This is a genomic window from Pilosibacter sp. YYHA0881, from assembly GCF_051602715.1.
Lineage (GTDB): Bacteria > Bacillota > Clostridia > Lachnospirales > Lachnospiraceae > Alitiscatomonas > Alitiscatomonas aceti.
Genome location: NZ_CP175657.1, coordinates 1520061 through 1541203 on the forward strand (window position 1 = coordinate 1520061; position 21143 = coordinate 1541203).

Annotated in this window: 18 protein-coding genes; 9 read left to right on the top strand and 9 right to left on the bottom strand. The window is 51.5% G+C overall.

Annotated elements, in window-relative coordinates:
• Positions 1-517: 517 nt before the first annotated feature.
• Together ACI6NM_RS07080 and ACI6NM_RS07085 are read left to right on the top strand one after the other, a co-directional pair.
• Positions 518-1741, top strand: a complete 1224-nt coding sequence (locus tag ACI6NM_RS07080) for a hypothetical protein (protein WP_262427073.1) — start codon at positions 518-520, stop codon at positions 1739-1741.
• Between the two features lie 20 nt (positions 1742-1761).
• Complete coding sequence (locus ACI6NM_RS07085) at positions 1762-2355, top strand: hypothetical protein (RefSeq protein ID WP_262427074.1); 594 nt, start codon at positions 1762-1764, stop codon at positions 2353-2355.
• 421 nt (positions 2356-2776) lie between these two features.
• On the opposite strand, the gene ACI6NM_RS07090 is transcribed toward ACI6NM_RS07085, so the two are convergent.
• The 4 genes from ACI6NM_RS07090 to ACI6NM_RS07105 form a co-directional block, all read right to left on the bottom strand.
• Positions 2777-3373, bottom strand: a complete 597-nt coding sequence (locus ACI6NM_RS07090; RefSeq protein WP_022272218.1) for a sugar O-acetyltransferase — start codon at positions 3371-3373, stop codon at positions 2777-2779.
• Positions 3361-4269: a hydroxyethylthiazole kinase gene (locus tag ACI6NM_RS07095; protein WP_262427075.1), complete on the bottom strand. Its 909-nt coding sequence runs from the start codon at positions 4267-4269 to the stop codon at positions 3361-3363. The genes ACI6NM_RS07090 and ACI6NM_RS07095 overlap by 13 nt, the downstream gene beginning before the upstream one ends.
• Positions 4270-4283: 14 nt before the next feature.
• The gene (locus ACI6NM_RS07100) at positions 4284-5897 is read right to left on the bottom strand and encodes a hypothetical protein (RefSeq protein ID WP_262427076.1); all 1614 of its coding nucleotides are present in this window, start codon (positions 5895-5897) and stop codon (positions 4284-4286) included.
• Between the two features lie 163 nt (positions 5898-6060).
• Positions 6061-6570 (bottom strand): dihydrofolate reductase family protein, encoded by a 510-nt coding sequence (locus ACI6NM_RS07105; protein WP_262427077.1) that lies wholly within the window; start codon positions 6568-6570, stop codon positions 6061-6063.
• Positions 6571-6870: 300 nt separating this feature from the next.
• Here ACI6NM_RS07105 and ACI6NM_RS07110 point away from each other — a divergent pair, with 300 nt between their 5' ends.
• Together ACI6NM_RS07110 and ACI6NM_RS07115 are read left to right on the top strand one after the other, a co-directional pair.
• Positions 6871-7773, top strand: coding sequence for a radical SAM protein (locus tag ACI6NM_RS07110; RefSeq protein WP_262427078.1), 903 nt, complete (start codon positions 6871-6873; stop codon positions 7771-7773).
• 7 nt (positions 7774-7780) lie between these two features.
• Positions 7781-9034 (top strand): radical SAM protein, encoded by a 1254-nt coding sequence (locus tag ACI6NM_RS07115; protein WP_262427085.1) that lies wholly within the window; start codon positions 7781-7783, stop codon positions 9032-9034.
• 80 nt (positions 9035-9114) lie between these two features.
• On the opposite strand, the gene ACI6NM_RS07120 is transcribed toward ACI6NM_RS07115, so the two are convergent.
• Entirely contained in the window at positions 9115-10560 is a 1446-nt protein-coding gene (locus tag ACI6NM_RS07120) for a M20 family metallopeptidase (RefSeq protein ID WP_022274510.1), read from the bottom strand.
• A gap of 253 nt (positions 10561-10813) precedes the next feature.
• Here ACI6NM_RS07120 and ACI6NM_RS07125 point away from each other — a divergent pair, with 253 nt between their 5' ends.
• Complete coding sequence (locus tag ACI6NM_RS07125; RefSeq protein ID WP_262427079.1) at positions 10814-11284, top strand: ATP synthase subunit B family protein; 471 nt, start codon at positions 10814-10816, stop codon at positions 11282-11284.
• 184 nt (positions 11285-11468) lie between these two features.
• Here the strand turns inward: ACI6NM_RS07125 and ACI6NM_RS07130 are convergent, their stop codons facing one another.
• The 3 genes from ACI6NM_RS07130 to ACI6NM_RS07140 form a co-directional block, all read right to left on the bottom strand.
• The gene (locus ACI6NM_RS07130) at positions 11469-13223 is read right to left on the bottom strand and encodes an IS1182 family transposase (protein WP_438501096.1); all 1755 of its coding nucleotides are present in this window, start codon (positions 13221-13223) and stop codon (positions 11469-11471) included.
• A 181-nt stretch (positions 13224-13404) separates the two neighbouring features.
• Positions 13405-14685 (bottom strand): L-cysteine desulfidase family protein, encoded by a 1281-nt coding sequence (locus ACI6NM_RS07135; protein ID WP_262426733.1) that lies wholly within the window; start codon positions 14683-14685, stop codon positions 13405-13407.
• A gap of 13 nt (positions 14686-14698) precedes the next feature.
• A complete protein-coding gene (locus tag ACI6NM_RS07140; RefSeq protein WP_262426734.1) occupies positions 14699-15880 on the bottom strand; it encodes a MalY/PatB family protein in 1182 nt (393 codons plus the stop codon).
• Between the two features lie 207 nt (positions 15881-16087).
• On the opposite strand from ACI6NM_RS07140, the gene ACI6NM_RS07145 reads away from it, so the two are divergent.
• From ACI6NM_RS07145 to ACI6NM_RS07160, 4 genes are all read left to right on the top strand, one after another.
• Positions 16088-16930, top strand: coding sequence for a M55 family metallopeptidase (locus tag ACI6NM_RS07145; RefSeq protein WP_215655057.1), 843 nt, complete (start codon positions 16088-16090; stop codon positions 16928-16930).
• Positions 16931-17024: 94 nt separating this feature from the next.
• Positions 17025-17621: a helix-turn-helix domain-containing protein gene (locus ACI6NM_RS07150; RefSeq protein WP_022274506.1), complete on the top strand. Its 597-nt coding sequence runs from the start codon at positions 17025-17027 to the stop codon at positions 17619-17621.
• A gap of 13 nt (positions 17622-17634) precedes the next feature.
• Complete coding sequence (locus ACI6NM_RS07155; protein ID WP_262426735.1) at positions 17635-18633, top strand: dipeptidase; 999 nt, start codon at positions 17635-17637, stop codon at positions 18631-18633.
• A gap of 22 nt (positions 18634-18655) precedes the next feature.
• The gene (locus tag ACI6NM_RS07160; protein ID WP_262426736.1) at positions 18656-20197 is read left to right on the top strand and encodes a serine hydrolase domain-containing protein; all 1542 of its coding nucleotides are present in this window, start codon (positions 18656-18658) and stop codon (positions 20195-20197) included.
• Here ACI6NM_RS07160 and ACI6NM_RS07165 read toward each other — a convergent pair.
• Positions 20194-21135 carry an AEC family transporter gene (locus tag ACI6NM_RS07165; protein ID WP_262426737.1) on the bottom strand — a complete coding sequence of 314 codons (942 nt, stop codon included), beginning with the start codon at positions 21133-21135 and terminating at the stop codon, positions 20194-20196. The two genes, ACI6NM_RS07160 and ACI6NM_RS07165, sit on opposite strands and share 4 nt — an antisense overlap.
• Positions 21136-21143: the final 8 nt, after the last annotated feature.

Here is a 21143-nt window from a genome sequence, read left to right on the forward strand (position 1 = left end):
GCCAGGATACCCGGAGCAGGGAAAAAAGAAAGGAATGGAGTGTTGAGGATATGAAAAATAAGGAGCAGAGCGACGCGAACACTTCGTGCCATGTGTGGCCACAGAGGTATTGCTTGCTACTTAATGGATTGCAAAAAATAGTATCCAAATTAAGAAACAAATATAGGCGTTTTCGTATTTTATATAAATAACTTCCAGATTCCCATTACGAACACAATTTTTTCCCTGATTATTAAACAGCTTCCACTTTTATGCTACGTAAAAAAAGCTAAAATGTGACAGGTTTTTGCTTAAACTTTTCTTTCATTTTGCATAAAATCCTTACATATAAATGACTTTTTATGTCACATATTGTACAAGTTTTTTAATCATGGTATAATTTGGATATGGAAAAATTATATATTTTTCAAGTACAATCCAGATTGTGCTGTTTGTTTTTACAGAGTGGGGTGATACCATTGAACAATTACAACAAGTGCAACTAACAAATAATCATGTTAATGATGGGAGGAATCAAATGAAAAAGTTAAGTGTTTTTTCGATGATAGCAATATGTATATTCCTTATAAATAGTTTTACCACTTTTGCCGAAAGAGCTTATCCACCAGGAGAAAGCTATAGTGTTGAAAAAATCACAACAGATTCTTATCCTAATATGCGTTTAAGATCCCAAAACGCAGAGGGTTCTTGGCAACAAGATGATACCGGCTGGTGGTGGCAATATCCTGATGGAAGTTATGCTATCAATAAGTGGGAATATATAGATGGGCGTTGGTATTTTTTTAATCAAGATGGATATATGCTACAAGGCTGGCAAAATATAAATGGAGAGTGGTTTTATTTAGAAACAACCGGTAATTCCACTTTTCCAGCAGGAGCTATGGTTACTGGCTGGTATGAAATAAACAACTATTGGTATTATTTTTATTCAACAGCACAATATGAACATACCGCAGGTGCTATGGCTATAGGATGGTTAAATATTGATGGATATAGCTATTACTTATATATGGAGCAGACAGGTGATAATCCACAAGGTTCTATGGCGACAGGATGGATTAATATTGGTGGAGAATTATTTCATTTGGACGAGACAACAGGACGTCTTATTGCAAATGAATCCATTACAGTAGGTCTTGATGTTTATACGGATTCAACATTCCGCTCTGAATTTTCTGATGTAATGAGCGTTGATGAACTTTTTGAGAAAGTAGGAATACCGTTTGAAAAAACGTGGAATCTATTATTTAGTATTTCTGAATATGAATCTTCCGGTTTACCAATAGATAAATGTGAGCAAGACGTTACAGATAATTGTACTTGTGTTGCAGATAGTAAATGCAAAGACACTACTGATACGGAATACCATCACAAAAATTCTATAAAACTTGTACGTATGCTTCAAGAAAAATATCCTGCTGGCTATTATCTGGAAGTTGGATTGGCCGGAACTCCTCTCCTCTGTTGCAATAATGGCCGGGACCACCATTATAATTACGGAGTGACAATAGGAAAACAATATTCATATTGCGGTGCCAATAAATCGAATATTCAGCATACAGTGCGTGTGATTCAGCACGAAATGTCCCATATGTTTGGTTGTTTAGATTCGCCTCATGATAGTAAAAAATTATGTACTATGAATGGTGGATATGATAAATTTCCATTATATACAGAAAATATTTGGTGTACAGATTGTAGAAATGGAATTTTTATAAGAAGTAGCCATCAAGTTTTATAGTATGCGAGGGAGGGATAGATATGAAAAAATTTATCATAGTTATTGCAGTAGCAATGAGTTTAACTTTATCAGGGTGTAAAGATCATACCGTTCAGGAACCTTCTGAAATAACTCAAGAAAATGAAATTGAAACTATCGCTGAATCTATAGCAAATACAGAATATGATTCGATAGAAGACTTTTTACAAAATAGTAATGCTACTGTTTTTATGATGGACTCTAAACAACCATACAATAATGTTGCCACTAATTCAAATGCAGCTAACTCAAATGCCACTACATTTAATGCTATAGATAAAAATGTTTCTGACTCACAAAGTTATATATCAATAATCTATGAATGCGAGGTGAACGACGATACATTTAAAGTGGATTTGTCTACATTTAAAACAAGTGAAGGAGCTGAACAACTGGCTTATGTAGTAGACAGCAATCCCGGTATTTTTACAGAAGTTAATATCTCAGGGATTTCAGCATATTATTGCCCGGGTTCAGAATATGATTGGTTTGATTGTTATGCAATGATAATTAACAAGAAACTGGTTGTAATTGATATAGAAAAGGGGTATGATACATATATTGAAGATGTGCTCAATAATATTGTACTGCAATAAAATATTACTTAGTTATATTATCAAAAGCAATTCTAAATACCTTTAAAATAGCGGTCACTACGGGGCAATGCGGCCCGAAGTGACCTCTATTCTTTTGAAGGTAAATGGATAATTGGTAAACGCTCAATAACCAAGTGCTTTGTCAAAAATAAAGAGCGAGTCCACCGGATATGCTGATACTTTTCTCCGCAATCGAAAGCTGAATATCCGTCTCACGCTGTTCTCTTATGAATCGTTGCCAATCTGTACTTCTTCAGTCCGATCAGAAGTCTGGATGCCTTTATCTATCAGCAAGTGAAACAATGTGGGAAAGAAAAAGGCACAATGCAGCAGCTATGACTTACACCGGACCTTTCTATCTTTTGCAGTTATGTATAAGCGTGGGAGCGCCATATTTGGCGTGGTATCTTTAATTCTAAGATCATTCCCTCTCTTCCCCCGTTATCCTGCACCTGTCCTCCTCCGTCACCCTGCGGAGCACCCGGCAGGGATTGCCCGCAGCGATCACCCCGGATGGGATATCCTTCGTGACCACGCTTCCAGCCCCGATGATGGTCCCGTCCCCGATGGAAACGCCGCCGCAGACAGTGGAATTGGCTCCGATCCAGACGTCACGGCCAATGGTGACCGGCGCTGACGTACCGATTCCGGCCGCCCGCTGGGCCGCGTCTTTGGAATGACCGGAGCAGGCAATGCAGACGCCCGGCGCAATAAACGCGTTTTCCCCGATATGGACCGGAGATGTGTCCAGGATCACGCAGTTATAATTGATCACCGTCAGCCCGTGGGTGTGGATGTTGAAGCCATAATCACAGCGGAAGGACGGTTCGATGAACGTCAGAGGGTGGCACGTTCCCAGAAGCTCCCGCAGGATCTCTGCCCGCGCATCCCCCTCCTCCGGACTGGTCTGATTGTACCTCCAGCACAGCATTTTTGCCTTTTTCTGAAGCTCTCCCGGCATATCCCTGTGGTCTGAGCAGTATGCCTCTTCCTTTTTCATGATCTCTAACATATCCATTTCATATTTCTCCCTATGTACGCCTCATATAAATCCAGGTCCGGCTGGCTGAGAGCGTCGAGAAGCTTCCATTTATATGTTCCATACCCTCCGTCCCCAATGGCCTCGCAGCAAAAAGAGACCATGGATACCGCCGAGGCCGCCAGAAGGGCCATCCGGTCCGTTCCCGGCATGGCTCCCGTTTTTTTATGCTCCGCTGCCAGAAGGGCTCCCAGGACGGCTCCTGTGACGCAGCCCGTGCCCACCAGGTTCACCCGGCGGCTCTTTTCATGGCCGAAGGCAGCCCGGAAGATCCGGTCTTTTCCACCGCTCTCTGAGATCCAGCAGAGCTTATCCACCGCTCCAGTCTCCAGGATCACCATGTTCCGGCCCTTCTCCCTCATATCCCTTAAAAACGCGGCCTCCTCTTCCAGATGGGAAAACGTCCCCACACTGTCCACTCCGCTGTGGGCGGCGGCTCCGGTGAGCACCGTGTGGATCTCTGAGCTGTTTCCCTTCAGCACTCCGGACCAGGCCCTCCCAGGCCATGAAGCCGCGCACAGACTGGCCGACGCTTTTTTCCGGTATCCGGACGCCCCGGCTCCCACCGGGTCCAGGACCGCTGGGAGCCCAAGATTTCCGGCGGTCTGAAGCGCCCGCTCACAGGCCAGATATTTTTCTTCCGACGGCTGGCCCAGGTTCACTGCCAGTCCGTCCGCCGATCCGGTGATCTCCTCCATCTCCTCCGGGGCCTGGGCCATGAGCGGTCTGGCCCCCATGGCCGCCATAACGTCGGCACAGAAGGAGGCCGTCACATAGTTAGCGATCATGTGCACCAGAGGCGCCTGATCCTTAACCATGGAAAACGCCTCCGCCATCCCACGTCCCCAGTCCTTTGTCTCTCCTGTCAGCTCCATTCCTCTTCCATCTCCTATTCTGCGGCCAGCTCTCCATTGAGCGTCCGGAAATCCCCGGCCAGATCCCCGGCGCTTCCGTCCCGCTCATAGATCCGTCCATTCTGCTCATAGGTGTAGACCCGGATATCGTCCACATGAATCCGCCGTTCTGCGGTGATGGAAAACGTGTATCTCGGAAGGGATGCAAATTCCATCCGGTACGTTTTCCCCTCGCCCACATGGATCGTCTGCTCGTCGCCGCCCAGGCGGACCGTCACGCTGGCTCCGCCGTTTTCTGCTTCTGCGTAAAATTCCACATGGATCCGGCTGCTTCCGGGGATCCGGCCGTCCAGATCCTGGGAAATGGAACCCTTTTTCCCGATGACTGCCGCCTTGGAGCCGTTCCGCTCCTCGATCCGGCTGTCTCCAGAAAAGCTCCAGCCCTCCTGATCCAGGGCAAACTGGCTGTTATAAACGGCATTATTCACGTAATTCCTGTATACCCATAGCCCGTATCCATTGGTCCGTCCAGAAAGCACTGGGGCCAGGTTCCTGACAAACTCTCCCACCTGTTCATCCTCCACCTGGGTATTATGGGAGAAGGCCTCAGTGGAATCCATATACAAAAGCTGCTCGATGTAAAGCGGCTTCCCGGCCGCCGCGTAAATACTGTCCAGATTCCTGGTCATGGCCTCCAGGGCCGTGGAGGCAGAGATCTTATTTCCCGTGTTCTCCTGTCCCATGGACACGCTGTACATGAGGGCCGCATAATCAGCCCCCGGACAGGGGTAGGTGGCGCTGTGGGAATAATATTTCTTTCCTCCCATCCCGTCATACACGATGTCCCCGTCTGCCCGGATCTCCAGGGACAGCCCCGGGAACACGGCCTGGGTCTCCGTCGTCAGCTCTGTGAGGAAATGGTCATAAAATTCATAAAAAAGCTCCGCGGAGGGATGGTCCTTATATGGAATATATACCTGTTCAAACGTCTCCAGCTTCGGGCCGTAAAATCCCCTTACCTGGTCCAGAGTGTAATTTTTCTCCAGGTACGCCTGGTAGCCGCAGTCCTTTGCCATACGGATCCGGCTGGACATGGCCATGTCGCGGCCCATATTTTCCGTATAGTTCCAGAAATCCTCCCAGGTAATGAAGCCGCCCCAGAAGTTTTCATGGGCCGCCGCCGTTTCATACACCTTTTTGCTGTATTCCAGCCACAGCTTCCGCTCCGGACCATCGTCCTTTGTGATGGCCGCAAACCGCTTCGGCGTCTCGGTCGCCCCCAGGTAATCCCATACGTATCCCAGCCGCAGGACCACCCCCAGGCCATGGCGCTCCGCACAGTCCATCACCTGGTCCAGGCGGGCAAAGGCCCTTTCATTGAAATAGCTTCCCACCTCGCTGGGCTGGAATTCCCGCCACGGGATCACCAGGATCAGGCTGTTGAAGCCGTCGGCAGCGATCCGCGCCATATTTTCTTCCATGTTTTTGTCTTCGCTGTTCCAGTAGTTAATGGGCCATTCGTCTCCGAAATACGTCACAGATCTCATGTATTCCGGAATTTCTGCCGCCTCTGCTTCCATTCCCGTAAATGATGCGGTCCCAAGGACGCAGGCGGCCGTAAACGCCGCAAGTTTTCTTCTGAACTTCATACTCTTATCCATCCTGTTCTCTTAATGATCATCCGGCAGACGTCCGGCTTTCCGCCATGTATGCAAAAAGTCTGTCTGTCATGCCAGACGCTCCGCGGTTAGTATAGCATGTCCTTCTCTGCTGTGCAACGCAAAGAAAACAGTTGGAGATGAACGGCCCCGGTTATCTCCGGCCATACACCAGCTCCGCAAACTGCCCGTACTGCCGGACGGTTTCCAGCCGGAACCGGCGCAGGGCTTCCTTCTGCCTAAACAGAGGGATCCCCTCGCCCAGCAGTACCGGAGCCACTTGAACGATGAGACAGTCCACCATATCCTGGTCAAGCAGCGGGGCAAGAATGGTATTTCCCCCCACCACCCAGATATTGCGGTCCTGTCCCAGTTTCTTTACGAACTCCGCCGGATCCCCGCTGACTGCCGTAAATCCCGGACAGGAAAGCTCTCTGTGGGTAAAGACATAATTTTCTGTGGTGGGATAAACAGAGGCTGGATCCCCTGTTTTTTCGATCTCCTGGAACGTCCGGCGCCCCATCAAGGTCACATCCATATGGCTGTAAAATTCGTCATAGCTGGTCTCCTCCGGACTTCCTGTATCATAAAGCCAGTCCAGGCCATGCCCTTTTGCAGCCATATATCCATCCAATGTAATACAGCCGTAAAAATATACTGCCATGTCAGTCCTCCTTACTGAAAATCTCTTGTCTCATCAGTATAACCCAGGATACAGTCCCGCACAACCATATCTTACCCTTTTGATCTATGCCGCTATTTATCAGTCTTACGCCCTGACAACCTGCTGCATACCTCTTTAAGCCGGTACAGGCCTGTTCCCCCATGATGCCGCCGGAGAAAAACCGCTCCCCATTTGTTTTTTCCAGGAACAAAGTGGATCTTTCTCTATGGAACCAGAAGAGCAGATATGATACAATGGTTTAAAATGAAAATCTCTTCTCAAAAGAAAGGATGTTCCCCCATGAAGATTTCCTCCTTCCTCCCCCTGGCCGCCTTTGGCTTAAAGACGATCCTCTTTAAAAAAAGCGATCCCATTCTTGGCACCATCATCGTGACGGACCGGTGCAACCTGCACTGTAAGCACTGCTCTGTCAACAATATCACCTCTGTCCTCTATCCTTACACCCAGATCCGCCGGGAGATGGAACAGCTTTACTCCATGGGGATCCGTATCCTCTTTTTCTGCGGAGGGGAGACCTTTTTATGGAGGGACGGGGACATCACCCTCCGGGACCTGGTGATCGAGGCAAAGCGCATGGGCTTTCTCATCGTCAACGTGGTCACCAACGGAACCTTTCCCCTGGATCTCCCGGAAGCCGATCTGATCCTTCTGAGCCTGGACGGGGACCGGGAGCGTCACAACACTGTTCGGGGAGACACCTATGACCTCATCATGGAAAACATCAAAAACGCTTCCTCTGACAACATCTGCTTTTACATGGCCATCAACCAGATCAATAAGGACGCCGTCCGCCATGTGTGCCGGACCGCCAGGGATACGAAAAACGTGCGGGCCGTTTCCTTTAATTTCCATACTCCCTATCCCGACACCAGGGAGCTGGCCCTGTCCCGGGACGAAAAGGCTTCCTGCTGCCGTGTCATTGAGGAAATGATGGAGGAGAGCGTCCCGGTCTTTAACTTGAAAAGCGCCTTCCCCTATCTGATCGACGGAAGCTTTCCCACCCCCTGCCGCCAATGTGTGGTCATGGAAAACGGGACTCTCTCCACCTGCGGCCGCTGCATCTCTGTCCCGGACCTGTGCAGCCAGTGCGGCTATTTCTTTGTGGCAGAATACACCCTGATCTTCCAGGGAAAGCCCCGGATCGTCCTGGACATGCTGAAAACGTATCTGAAATATATTTAGGAGCTGCATACATATGATCACAGAGCTGACACGGATGTGGCTGACCCGTTCCACAAAGCCCTTCCTTTTTAAAAAAGAATACGATCAGGAGCTGCCCTTTTCTGACTGTGACGGCCTGGGGCTGTACGTCCATATCCCCTTCTGCCGGAGCATCTGCAGCTTCTGTCCCTACTGCAAGACCCTCTACTCCGAGGAAGCATGCAGCCGGTACATCGACGCCCTGATCCGGGAGATCCACCTGGCAGGAAGCCAAATTCCCGGAAAAAAGATCGTCACCAGCCTGTACTTCGGCGGCGGCACTCCGGCCCTGGCGGCGGACCGCATAAAGGAGATCATCGACGCCATCCAGGAGCATTTTATCATTACCCAGGGCATCGGGATCGAACTCCATCCGGAAAATATAACGCCCCGGACCCTCCATATCTTAAAAGAGGCCGGGATCACAAAGCTCAGCATCGGGATCCAGTCCTTCCAGGAAAAGTTTCAGAAGCTCCTGGGCCGGACCGGCGCGGACATGGACTCGCTAAAAGCCGCCCTCTCCCAGGTCCCCTTTGAAACAGTGTCCATGGATTTCATCTTTGCCCTTCCATCCCAGACCTTTGGGGATCTGAAGGCCGACGTGGATGCTGCCTTTGAAGCCGGGGCCAACCATGTGGCCCTTTATCCGTTCATTGATTTCACCTTCACCGACAGCGTCCTTCCGTCCATGGGAAAAAAGGAAAAGCGGCGGCTTCTGGACCAGATCACCCGGTACTGCCTGGAGACCGGCTGTACCAGAAGCTCCATCTGGACCTTTGCCAGAGAGAAGCATGCTTCCTACTCCTCCATGACCAGGGATAACTTCTTAGGGTTCGGCTGCTCTGCCGCCACGCTCTTAAGGGACCAGTTTAAGATCAACACCTTTTCTGTGGAGGAGTATATCCGGCGCATAGACCAGAAAAAAATGCCCACAGCCCTGACCCTCCGGTTTACGCCCCGCCAGCGGATGATCTACTACCTGTTCTGGACCGCTTACAGCACCCGCGTGGATCCCCGGGACTTTGAAGCCTTTTTCGGCGTTCCCCTAAAGAAAATGTACGGGCTGGAGCTGCGCCTTGCAAGGCTGCTGGGATTTGCCGAAGAAAAGGACGGAGTCTACTCCATGACCCTGAAGGGAGCCTTTTATTACCATTACTATGAAAACTTTTACACCCTCTCCTATATTGACCGGATGTGGGGGCTTTTAAGGAAGGAAGCATTTCCGGAGCAGATGGAATTGTAGATGTGAAAAGGGGCGCTGCCCGGTCATCCATACAGATGATCCAGCAGCGCCCCTCCGGCGTCCGTGATATAGTCCGCTTTTTATTTTGTCATTCCGATGGCCCTGGGCCTGCATCCGTCCGGGATCGGGCAGTGATAGGTATCGCCCTCCAGCGTCTCCTCCATCTCAGCCCATGCCTCTTTGATGATCTCCGGGTCCTCGATCAGATCCACAGCGGCTCCCGCCATAGCCTTGGCCGCGTAGATCAGTCCCTTATGGGCCAGGCCGCTCTTGCCCTGGGAGACCACCTGCCAGGAATGGCCCGGCGTTCCTGCCGCCCATGTGGCCACATATGCCTGGGCGGTTGGGCAGTTCCAGCTCACATCGCCCACGTCGGTGGAGCCAAAGGACATGATCCCCACCGGATCAAAGGGTGCCACGAACCGGTACATGGCCTCGCCTCTGTGGGCCAGCACCTCTTTTTTCGTCTCCTTATCGCAGGTCTTCGCCACCTTTTCAATGGACTCATAGCAGCTTTCTCCCACGCTGTCGTGGATGGCCTGGGCCAGCTCCATTTCTTCCTTTGTATACTCCGGCGCGCCAAGCTCCGTAAGGTTTTCCCACAGCTTCTTTGCGATCACCTTATTGCTCACCAGGTTGGAGCAGCCCTTCACAAAATCGATCTCCACCCGGGTCTCCGTCATATGGGCCGCGCCTTCCGCGATCTTATTGACACGGCGGTAGATCTCCTCCACCTGTTTATTCTTTGGCGCACGGATCAGATAAAGCACCTCCGCATAGGGCTGCACCACATTGGGGGAATAGCCGCCGGTGTTTGTGATGGCGTAATGGATCCTGGCCTCGGGGACCACATGCTCCCGGAGGAACTGAACGCCCATGTTCATTAACTCCAGGGCATCCAGGGCGCTCCTACCCAGATGGGGGGCTCCGCCTGCATGGGCGCTGGTGCCATAGAATTTATAGGCCACCTGGTAGTTGGCCAGGGAGCTTCCCGTATCGGCCCGGGTCAGATCGCCGGGATGCCAGGTAATGGCCGCGTCAAGGCCGGAAAACGCGCCGCCCTTGGCCATAAACGCCTTGCCGGAGCCGCCTTCCTCGCCGGGACAGCCAAAATAGACCACTGTACCGGATTTTTTTGTCTCCTCCAGATATCTCTTAAGCCCTAAGGCCGCAGACAGAGAAGCCGCACCCAGCATGTTGTGGCCGCAGCCATGGCCCGGAGCGCCTGCATGGAGCTGCTTCTTTTCCGTGGCCCCTGCTTCCTGGTCCAGACCCGATAATGCGTCAAACTCTCCCAGGAAGCCGATCACCGGTTTCCCGGAACCAAAGGTACCCTTAAAGGCCGTTTCCACGCCTGCCAGTCCCTCTTCCACCTGAAAGCCCTCTTTTCTCAGCAGCTCGCAAAGGACCTTCATGGACTGATGCTCTGTAAAAGCAGTCTCTGCACATCCCCAGATCTGGTCGCTGGCCTCCAGGATCTCCGCCGATTTTTTGTCAATTTCCTCCCATACTGTCTGTTTTCCCATAGTCGTGTCACCTTTCCTTGAAAAATTCGCACCATTTGTTCTGAATATCTATATTTTACCATTATTTGCAAATACCGTCAATTCTTTTCGGACTTTAAGGCCGCAAAAAAGCCGCAAAAAAAGCCCCTGGGGCAGGAGCCGGAGGGCTGCCGGAGACGGAAAATCTCCTTGCACTTTTATGTAAGGAATGCTATACTTATACAAGCAATGCCCTGCAAAGAGGGCGAACGTGAAGACAACTGGAGGTATACCCATGAACTGGAGCATCGTAATGAACGTCCTTTTCGTAGTCCTCATCATTGCAGCCATCGTGCTCGGTGTTCTGTACTACTTTGGACGAAAGCTGGAGAAACGTCAGGTTGAGGCCCAGGCCACCATCGACGCCGCCAAGCAGGTGGTAACGCTTATGGCCATTGACAAAAAGAAACTGAAGTTGAAGGAAGCCGGACTTCCGGCCATCGTTTATGAGCAGACGCCCTGGTACGCCAGGCGCGCCAAGATCCCGGTGGTAAAGGCCAAGATCGGTCCCAGGATCATGACCATGATCGCCGATGAAAAGGTATTTTTACAGCTTCCCTTAAAGACCGAGGCCAAGGTCGTGATCAGCGGTATGTACATAACAGAGATCAAAAGCGTCCGCGGTGGGATCCCGCCTCTGCCGGAGAAGAAGAAATTCTTAGACCGGTTCAGAAAGAAAAAGGACGATCAGAAAAAGAACGCATAATAAAAGACAGGGGCTGTCGGTTAATACCGATTTTTTCCCCGGATAACAAAAGAATGAGACAGTCCGCAGAACTCCTGGCTTTTTCAGGGCTATGGTTTTCTGCCGGACTGTCTCATTCCCTTTTTGTCTCCAATTTCAGGGCATAGTATCCCCTTGTTTGGCATTTTGGGAACGCTCATTGCCTTTAAGCAGTTTTTGGTTCCTTTTTCCCTTCGTATTTTTCAATCTCATGATGCAGAAACCGGTGGTATTTCATGATATTCCGCCCGATCGCATACAGCATGAACTCTTTATACACCTTTTCTTTTGAACGGTAATGGAATCTCCGGAAGTTCTCATTCTCTTTGATGTCACCAAAGTGGCCTTCCGTCTGGATCGACCGTGTCTGACGCTTCAGGATCCCTTCTTCACTCTGGATGTTTTCATTGGTTTCCTCTTTCAGCTCTTCCCACCGTTCATTGATCTTCATGACCTTGTTTCGGTCTGAATGCTTTTCAGCATCATATTTGTACAGACATTTCGCCTTATGTTCACAGCCGCTGCAGTCTGCACAGCCATATACTTCAAAGGTCTGGGTATACCCATCCTGTATCCTGCTTTCCGTCCGCATATGCCGCAGTTCCCGCCCATCATGGCAGATGTAGTAATACTCATCCTCAAAAACGGCACAGCTCATGTTATAATACTTTCCGATATCCGCTTTGTATGCACGGGTCCTCCGTTTTTCGTGATCCTGAAGCTTGATATAGCTTTTGATCCCGTTCTCCTTCAGATAGGAAAGATTCTTTTCGCTGCAGTAACCGCTGTCCGCAGTGACTGCTTCCAGATCTTCCCCAAATGCTTTCCGGTGCTTTTCCAAAACCGGGATCAGCGTGTTGTAATCAGTCCGGTCGCTGCTGACATAACTGTGGACAATGAAATAGTTCTCTACTGCGATCTGGACATTGTATGCCGGTTTCAGCTGGCCGTTGAGCATGTGGTCTTCTTTCATTCTCATGAAGGTTGCTTCCAGATCTGTCTTGGAATAGCTGTTCCGTCCTTTTCCCATGATCTCAAAGTGTTCCTTGTATTCCATCAGGCGGCTGCCGCAGGTCTCCAGTTCTTCATACAGCTTCTGGATCTCCGGCTTACGCTGTCCCTTTCCGTAAACAAAACCGATCCCTTCCCCTTCAGCGATCGTTTTCAGGTTTTTCTGCAGCTTCAGGATCTCAGGCGGGGAACAGCCGTCGATTTCGATCACGGTATTATTGGAAATCTTCTTGTGCTTTGTCAGCTTCCGTTTCCGGTTCTCCTCGATCACACGCCGGACTTTGTCCATGCCTTCCACCACAAACATCCTGGCATCCCCAAGATCATATTTCGGTCCATACCCGTTTTCATGCAGAAGTGCATTGTAAGCTGCATAAAGGGCATCAATGGTGTCCAGAAGCCCCGCAAGATGGTAGTTTAAGCTTCCCCGCCAGACAAAGGTATAACGGTTGGCGTTTGCTTCTATTTTAGTGCCATCGATAAAAAGCTCTCTGAGTGTGAGCAGGCCTTCCTTTTTCAAACGGCGCAGGAACTGGTAATTCAGTTCATCCAGGATCTCACCGGTCAGTTTTTTTCCCTTAAAATCATAAAAAGCATCCCGCCTGGGTCTCTGGCCTTTGGTCAGCCAGATGAATGCCAGGTCCCGTTCACACAGTTCCACGATCCGGTCAACGGCCCGGATGCCACGCATGTTTGCGTAGGTAACAACAGCATACAGCATGATTGGATTGTACCCGGTTCTTCCCTGGTCTGAACAACAGGCCAGCAGGCCTGAAAAATCCAATTCCTCCATTACTTTTTTCAGGGTATAGACAGGATCGTCGTCGGGTAAATGCAATTCGAAGAAGCTGAAGTTAATTTTCTGTTGCCCAAAATCAAAAAAGTCGTTATAATAATCTTGTTTAAGCATAGTTCCATTATAACATGGAACGGGGAAAAGATGGTTGTCGTTAGCCATCTTTTTCTCTTTTTTATGAAAAAATTTCAGGGTCGGTTGTGACTCACATAAGTCACAGCCGGCCCTGTTTTAGACTATCTATTTCCCGACAGCCCCTTTTTATTTTCGCGGGCAGCGGGCCAGGGTCTGGCCCTTACGCCCGGCCCTTTTCCTGCAGGATATCCACGATGGTCTTCTCTGTTCCCGTCATGCCCGGCGAGGCGATCTCACCCATATGGCGCATGGTCTCCTCCGGCGTACTGCCGTTGATGCCATGGATATCGTCGATGAAGATCCCGTTCATTCCCAGCTCTGCGGACTGGAATGCCGCGTCCACAGCCACAACGCCCTTCATGGTACAGCCCTTATTCCCGCCGTGGCAGATCATTCCGGTGATGCTGCTGGCCATGTTGTTGATGGTCTTTGCCATCATCTGATCGTCGCCGCCCCACAGATATACCAGAGCGCAGGCCATTCCCGTTCCGGCCGCGATCCCGCAGCCGCAGAAGGCCGATAATTTGCCGGAATATTCCTTAATATACATACAGATCAGATAACTAAGCGCCGTTGCCCGGTACAATGCCTCATCCTCCAGCCCCCGGATCTTACATACGCCGTAAAGGGGCATGGTGGCGATGATCCCGTGGGCCCCGGAGCCGGTGATGCTCATGGCCGGCCGGTCCAGTCCGATGACACGGGCCTCGATGGCGGCATTGCAGAGAAGGGATGCCGTTTTCTGCTCATCGGAGGAAAGGATCTGTCCGCCGTTCTTTTTCAGGAGATGGCGGGCATAGGTGGTCCTTTCGTTCTTTAAGCCCTCTTCAAACAGGGCGTAGTTCATGTCATAGGCGGCCTTTATGAAGGAGATCTCTTCTGCCGGGACCGTTTTCGCATATTCATAGATCTGCCTCAGGGTATAATTATGGATCAGAGGCGTTTCCTCTGCAGCCTCTGCAGCCTGGGGCTCCTCCCGGTCCAGGATGGTTTTTCCGTTTGCTTCGATCCGTACCACATTGGTATGGGAGTCCCGGATCCGCACCATGGCTTCGCCGTCTGCGGTCTTTACCTGGGCCTCAATGAAGATCCGGCTGGTGATCCCGCTCATTTCCACATGGATCCTTCCGGCCTTCACCAGGGCCTCTGCCGCCGCATTGTCCGCTTCTGTCACATCGGCCAGGCTCTCCAGCTCCTTTTCCGGTCTCCCGGCCACGGCTCCCAGGGCAGCCGCATATTCGTTTCCGAAAAACAGGCTGTTGGGGATCCCGCAGGTATAGGCATTTTTATACATGCCGCTGTTTAATAAGAGCCGCACCTCCTTAAGCTCTCCCGTAAGATAGGATCTGGCTCTGGAGACTGCGTATGCAATGGCCCCCGGCTCTGTAACTCCCAGGGCCGGACGCATATCGTCTTTGATCAGTTTTGTAAGTTCATGCATGATGTTTCCTCCCTTAATGAGCCAGCTCATTGACGGCCCGTTCCAGCTGCCCCAGGGCCTTTTCCAGAGTGGCCCTTGGACACGCTGCGTTTAACCGCATAAATCCGCTCAGAGCCCTTGTGAAATCAGAACCCGGATTCAGTCCCAGACCGGCCTTTCTGATCATAAACGCCTTAAGCTCCTGGTCTGTCATATTGAGCTTCCGGCAGTCCAGCCACACCAGGTAGGTGGCGTCGGGGATATTGGCCCGGATCAGCGGGATCCTTGTGTCAAAATATTCCTTAATATAATCCAGGTTTCCGGATATGTATTCCAGAAGCTGCTCCAGCCACTCCTCGCCCTCATTTAAGGCCGCTTCCATGGCCACGGAGCTGAAGGCGTTGTTCCGGTGGATGTCCATGCCGCCCCAGTAGGAATCGAACTTCTTCTTCATTTCCAGACACGGGAACACCGTGGTGGATGCCTGGAGGCCGGCCAGGTTAAAGGTCTTTGTGACAGAGATACAGGTGATCACCTTTTTATCTGCTCCCGGTGCCGCAAGGACCGCCGGCGTATGCTTTTTCCCATGGAAGATCAGGTCGGAATGGATCTCGTCGGAAACCACCAGCACGTCGTTTTCAAAGCAGATCGTAAGCATCCTTTCCAGTTCTTCCTTCGTCCATACCCGTCCCAGGGGATTGTGGGGATTGCAGAGGATGAAAAGCTTCACCTCCGGGTCCTTTGCCTGTCTTTCAAAGTCTTCAAAGTCCACTTCCCATACGCCGTCCCGCTCCAGGAAGTTATTCTGCACCAGGGTCCTTCCGGTATTTTCTGTGATATCGAAAAATTCCGGGTACACCGGCGGCTGGATCAGGACCTTTTCTCCCTTTTGGGTAAACAGCTTGATGATCCCCGCCAGGGCCGGGACCACTCCCAGGCTCCAGCTGCAGAGAGACGGATCAAACTTCCAGCCGTTTCTTCTCTCCTGCCAGTCTGCATACGCCTTAAAATAGCTGTCCGGCCGGGAGGTATAACCCCAGATCCCTTCCTCCGCTTTCTTTTTGCAGGCGTCGATGATGGGCTGGGCCGTCTTAAAATCCATATCTGCGATCCATAAGGGGATCACGTCGTCTGTACCAAAATTTTTCACGCGCTCATCGTATTTGGCGGAGCGGTTCTGGCTTCTGTCCACGGGCTCATCAAAATTATATTTCATTTTCTTACCTCTGCTTTCCCTGGATATTTTAAGGGCTGTTCCGGAGTCGCCTCCATTTTTTAACTTACAGTATAATATTACTCATAGTATAATTATTTTTGTTAATTCTGTCAATATATTGACTTTATTTTATTATAGTTTTATAATGTTTCAACATAGAGTAATCTCACTACAAAATATATCTACGCATTCTTAAGGAGGATTATCATGAAAATCTTTATTTCTGTCGACATGGAAGGTATGGCAGGCATCACGTCTCCGTCCCAGGAACGGGAAGAGACAGTTTCTTTCCGCCGGGCGCTCCATAACCAGGTCCGCTGGATCATTGAAGGGATCCAGGCCTCTGAAAAAAATGGAGAGGTTGAGGAGATCACCATTGCCGATTCCCATGGAAGCGGAAGAAACCTTTCCTATGATGAACTGAGCCAGATGGATGACCGGATCAGCCTGGTCAGCGGCTCCCCGCGCCCGCAGTATATGGTGGCCTGTCTGGATGAGACATATGATGTGGCGTTCTTTGCCGGATACCACGCCGGCCCCGGAGAGATCTGCGCCAATATGGATCACAGCTTCTATGGAAAGGTCGTTTCATGCCTGAAGATCAATGGAGCCTATATGAACGAGACCGTTACCAACGCCGCCATTGCCGCCTCCTATAAAGTACCGGTGGGACTGGTCATCGGCGATTCCGGTCTGCGCAGGCAGCTGATCGATAAGGAAATGATGCCCTGGGTAAAATTTGTGACCACAAAAGAATCCCTTACCCGCTATGCGGCAAAGTTCCAGCCCCAGAGAAAGCTCCGCGAGGACACCATCTGTGCAGTGAAGGAGGTCCTGGCATCCGACTTAAAGAAGCTCCCCCTTTACGAGACAGCCGTTCCGGCCGTTCTGGGCATTGATTTTAAATCAACAGCCATGGCCGATGCCGTTGCCCTGACTCCGGGCGTAAGACGCTTAAGCGGCACTGAGGTGGAGATCACCTGCGCCGATATGAAGGAACTGGCCTGCGGGATCTCCGCACTCACAAGCCTCTCCGGAACCGCCAGCTAAGGGTCCCGGAATCTTTATCCGGCTGCCCGGTCCCGCGGGAGGACGCCGCCGGAAGCAGCCCATGACCGGCATATGAAAGGGGGAAATCTGAACCATGTATGGAAATCGGATCCGGGAAGCCCGGAAGAAAAAAGGAATGACTTTGAAACAGGTCGCAGACGCGACCGGATATACCATCGGGCATATCTCCCAGATCGAACGGAATCTGAAATCTCCGTCGCTTTCTGCCCTGAGAAAGATCGCCGCCTGCCTGGAATGCTCTGAGGTCTGGCTCATCATGGGCGGATCCGACGACGCTCCCCTGGCACAGGCAGATGGAGAAGGCGGCTCCCGGGAATCCTTTCTGATCCGCAAAGAGAACCGGATCCCCATGAAGATCCCCGAGATCGATGTCTCCTACTCCATCTTCACCCCCTCCCGCCTCCCGGACGGAAGGGAAGCGAAGATCACCGGTCTTATGGTCCGTGTACAGCCGGGCCACTGGGTCACAGAGCGCATGATCTCCCACAGCACATACGATGAAAGCCTTCTGCTTTTAAAGGGAGAGATGGAGCTCCACATGGACAACAGCGTATACACGATCCATGAGGGCGACAGCTTCTATATTCCCAGCGGCAGCCTGCACAACTATATGAACCGATCAAAGGAAGAGGCGGTCATCGTCGTCTACTTCTCACAATTAGTATACTAAGGAAGCTGTAACTATGAAATACATCATTGACGGACATTATGATATTCTCATGGACGTGGCCGCCCGCCGGAAAAAAGGCGAGCGCCAGGTCATCCGGAGGCGTTACTATCCCGCCTTCCAGAAGGGCGGCGTGACCGGTATCGTCGCCTCCATTTTTGTGGACAGCCAGTACCTGCCCTATGGGGCCCTTTCTGTGGCCATGGAGCAGATCTCGGCCCTCCACTGCGAGATCGAGGAAACCCCGGATCTTCTCATGCTCTGCACCAGCGCAGACGACTTCCTCCGGGCCGCCGAAACCGGAAAGATCGGCTTTCTTCTCTCCTTTGAGGGAGCAGAGCCCGTTTCCTCCTGCCTCCTGCTCCACGGCTTTTATGCCGCAGGCGTCCGTGGACTGGGCCTGGCCTGGAGCCGCAGAAACGCTGCGGCTGACGGCTGCGACTTTTCCGGCAGCCTGAAAAAAGGCGGCCTTACGGAGTTTGGCCGGGAGCTGGTGAAGGAAGCCGAAGACCTTCATATGATCCTGGACCTCAGCCATTTAAGCGATGAAGGGGTGGAGGACGTGCTCTCCATCACCTCCTGCCCGGTGATCGCCTCCCACTCCAACTCCAGGGCCGTTGCCGGCAGCAACCGGAACCTGACCGACTGCCAGATGCGGGAGATCGCCAGCCGCGGCGGAACGGTGGGACTCAACGGGTGCAGTCTCCTGACCGCCGGTCCCGGTGTTTCCCCCGATCAGAACGGACTGACCGCCCATCTGGATCATATGACAGAGATCATGGGAGAGGACCATGTGGCCTTTGGCTTCGATTTCTGCGACTCATTTTTTGCGGACGACCTGTCCTCGTCCACGGACCAGATGCCGGAGCGCCCCTTTGATATCCTCTCCGGAGCCCACGAGAACCTTCCGGCCTTCCTGGACCATTTAAGGCAGCACGGGTATACAGAAAGCCATCTGGCAAAGCTGGCCGGGGAAAACTGGCTCCATACCTTCCGTCACATTTTAAAACACTGATATTTCTGAAAGGATACGACCAATGAACACAAATGTAAGCAAACAGCTCGATGATCTTTTCCGCGTATGGGACAACGGCCTCTGCCCGGGAGCCCAGGTGCTGATCCGCCAGCACGGCGAAACTGTTTATGAAAAATGCTTTGGCTACGGAAACCTGGAGAACCAGCTGAAGATCAAAAACGACAGCATCCTGCACGTGGCCTCCATCTCCAAGGAGTTCACCGTCCTCTCCATCCTCCTTCTCTGGAAGGAAGGGAAGCTGGGCCTGGACGACGATATCCGTAAATATGTGGGAGAATATATCAACATCGAAGAGCCCATTACCGTGCGCCAGATGATGAACAATGTCAGCGGCCTCAGGGACCAGTGGGAGCTTTTATTCATGCGCAGCATCACCATCAACGACCAGATCACCATGGATGACATCAACACCACCATCCGGCTCCAGAAGCACTTAAACTTCAAGCCCCAGTCCAGATATCTTTACAGCAACACGGGCTTCCATCTTCTGGCGCTGATCGTTGAAAAGCTGTCCGGCATGAGCTTCCCGCAGTTTGCCAAAGAACGGATCTTCAAGCCTCTCGGCATGGAGCACACCTTCGTCCGGGAAAGCTACACCCAGATCGTTCCCAACCTGGTCTACTCCTACCAGGATGACGGCGACGGAAATTACTATTATAATCCCTTAAACTATTGCGTTTACGGCCCCACCTCCGTCAATACATGTGCCTCCGATCTCAGTAAGATCCTGGACGAGTACATCCATCCCCAGGTCATCGACCCGGAGATCATTGCCCTGATGAAGACCCCGGCCATCTTAAGCGACGGAACGGCTGCGGAATACTGCGGCGGCCTCATGACCCATAAGCTCCACGGACTGGATGTGTTCGGCCACGGCGGCGCCGATGCCGCTTACCGCGGACAGGTATCCTGTATCCCCGAAAAGGAGCTGGAGGTGATCCTGTTAAGCAATACCACCACCCGCGTCATGGCAAAAATGGCCGATAAGGCTGCCTGCATCGTTCTTGGTCTTCCGGACTGCACCGAGCCCGCTGTACCGGAGCACAAAGAGGCTCCCGCCCATGCCGGTCTGTTTGCTGCCTCCCTTCCCGATGATCCGCTGTTTGTAAACATCCTGGACCATGACGGAACGCTCTTTATGAAGAGAGAATGGTGCGAAACTGAACTGGTCAGGACCGAAGACGGCGGCTACCGGGTCGGCACTCTGGACGAGGTGATCTACTTCACAGAGGAAGGGATCCTTTACCGTCTTCCGGCCCGCGTGGTAAAAATGACGCCGGTCTCCCCGGCTGATCCCTCTCTTTTTGAGGAAGGCCATTACTACGATGAGGAAACCGACGCCCACGTTACTCTTGAGAAAACAGAAAACGGCTGCGCCCTCTGTATGCTCCGTTATGGAAAATCAGAGCTTTACAGGAACGCAGCCGGAGAAAACATTTTCAGCTTCGGCCCGGATCTTACGATGTATGTGAGGCCGGAAAACGGCTCCCTCATCCTGGACGGAGGCCGGATCAAAAATATCGTACTGAAGAAGATGGACTAGATCAGTCCCACGCTCTTCATAAAGAAGATCCACCCAAACAGGGTCCCAACGGCGACGACGGTGCTGATGACCACGAACTGGCCAGCCAGCTCGCCGTCGCCGCCCATGTTCTGGGCCATGGGATAAGAGGCGGCAGCCACCGGTGTTCCGTAGATCGCCACCAGAAGGAACAGCTCCAGATCCCGGAGGCCAAAGGCGTAGCCCAGGGCCAGCATCACCGCAGGAAGCACCAAAAGCTTTAAGGACAGGGCCGGTACCAGGTATTTCAGGTTGCCGCGGATGGCGTTGAAGTGAAGTGTCCCGCCCAGGACGAACAGGGCCACTGGCGAGGTGGCGTCCGCAAAGGCCGCAATGGGTGTTAAAAGGCTCTTGGGCACATGGATGCCCAGAAAGAAAAACACCAGACCCACCATAGCCCCCTGGAGCAGCGGATTTTTCACCACATTGACCAGGATCGTCTTCACGTCTGTTTTCCCTTCTGAATTGAACATTTCCAGGATCACCACAGAAGTCGTATTATAAATGGTAATTACCACAGTCACCACCATGGCCGCCACAGAGGAGGCCACATCCCCGAACACAGAAACAGTCAGAGGAAGACCGAACAGGACGAAATTGCTCCGGTAAATGGCCTGGATGATCACGCCCCTTCTGGGATTCTCCTTTACCAGCCTGGGGACCGTGAGCACCAGGATCACCTCCAGCACCAGGATACTGATGCCGCAGAAAATCAGCATCACTGGTCTGGGAAGGGAACTGGCGTCAGCCTTATAAATATTATAAAAGGTCATAAACGGATAAAAGACCTTAAAAACCATCTTATTCAGCTGCTGGAGAAAGTCCTCCTTTACCACTCCCTTGATCTTCATCACATATCCGAAGGTAATGTAACAGAGAAATGGGACAACCGCGTTGACCGCTACCAAAAAGCTTTCCATATTCTGTC

What these genes read in the sequence shown, in the direction of transcription:
- ACI6NM_RS07155 (WP_262426735.1), top strand. Translation starts at nt 17,635, where the DNA reads ATGAAATACATCATTGACGGACATTATGATATTCTCATGGACGTGGCC.
- ACI6NM_RS07110 (WP_262427078.1), top strand. Translation starts at nt 6,871, where the DNA reads ATGAAGATTTCCTCCTTCCTCCCCCTGGCCGCCTTTGGCTTAAAGACG.
- ACI6NM_RS07145 (WP_215655057.1), top strand. Translation starts at nt 16,088, where the DNA reads ATGAAAATCTTTATTTCTGTCGACATGGAAGGTATGGCAGGCATCACG.
- ACI6NM_RS07125 (WP_262427079.1), top strand. Translation starts at nt 10,814, where the DNA reads ATGAACTGGAGCATCGTAATGAACGTCCTTTTCGTAGTCCTCATCATT.
- ACI6NM_RS07135 (WP_262426733.1), bottom strand. Translation starts at nt 14,685, where the DNA reads ATGCATGAACTTACAAAACTGATCAAAGACGATATGCGTCCGGCCCTG.
- ACI6NM_RS07080 (WP_262427073.1), top strand. Translation starts at nt 518, where the DNA reads ATGAAAAAGTTAAGTGTTTTTTCGATGATAGCAATATGTATATTCCTT.
- ACI6NM_RS07120 (WP_022274510.1), bottom strand. Translation starts at nt 10,560, where the DNA reads ATGGGAAAACAGACAGTATGGGAGGAAATTGACAAAAAATCGGCGGAG.
- ACI6NM_RS07090 (WP_022272218.1), bottom strand. Translation starts at nt 3,373, where the DNA reads ATGGATATGTTAGAGATCATGAAAAAGGAAGAGGCATACTGCTCAGAC.
- ACI6NM_RS07105 (WP_262427077.1), bottom strand. Translation starts at nt 6,570, where the DNA reads ATGGCAGTATATTTTTACGGCTGTATTACATTGGATGGATATATGGCT.
- ACI6NM_RS07140 (WP_262426734.1), bottom strand. Translation starts at nt 15,880, where the DNA reads ATGAAATATAATTTTGATGAGCCCGTGGACAGAAGCCAGAACCGCTCC.
- ACI6NM_RS07160 (WP_262426736.1), top strand. Translation starts at nt 18,656, where the DNA reads ATGAACACAAATGTAAGCAAACAGCTCGATGATCTTTTCCGCGTATGG.
- ACI6NM_RS07165 (WP_262426737.1), bottom strand. Translation starts at nt 21,135, where the DNA reads ATGGAAAGCTTTTTGGTAGCGGTCAACGCGGTTGTCCCATTTCTCTGT.
- ACI6NM_RS07095 (WP_262427075.1), bottom strand. Translation starts at nt 4,269, where the DNA reads ATGGAGCTGACAGGAGAGACAAAGGACTGGGGACGTGGGATGGCGGAG.
- ACI6NM_RS07150 (WP_022274506.1), top strand. Translation starts at nt 17,025, where the DNA reads ATGTATGGAAATCGGATCCGGGAAGCCCGGAAGAAAAAAGGAATGACT.
- ACI6NM_RS07085 (WP_262427074.1), top strand. Translation starts at nt 1,762, where the DNA reads ATGAAAAAATTTATCATAGTTATTGCAGTAGCAATGAGTTTAACTTTA.
- ACI6NM_RS07130 (WP_438501096.1), bottom strand. Translation starts at nt 13,223, where the DNA reads ATGCTTAAACAAGATTATTATAACGACTTTTTTGATTTTGGGCAACAG.
- ACI6NM_RS07100 (WP_262427076.1), bottom strand. Translation starts at nt 5,897, where the DNA reads ATGAAGTTCAGAAGAAAACTTGCGGCGTTTACGGCCGCCTGCGTCCTT.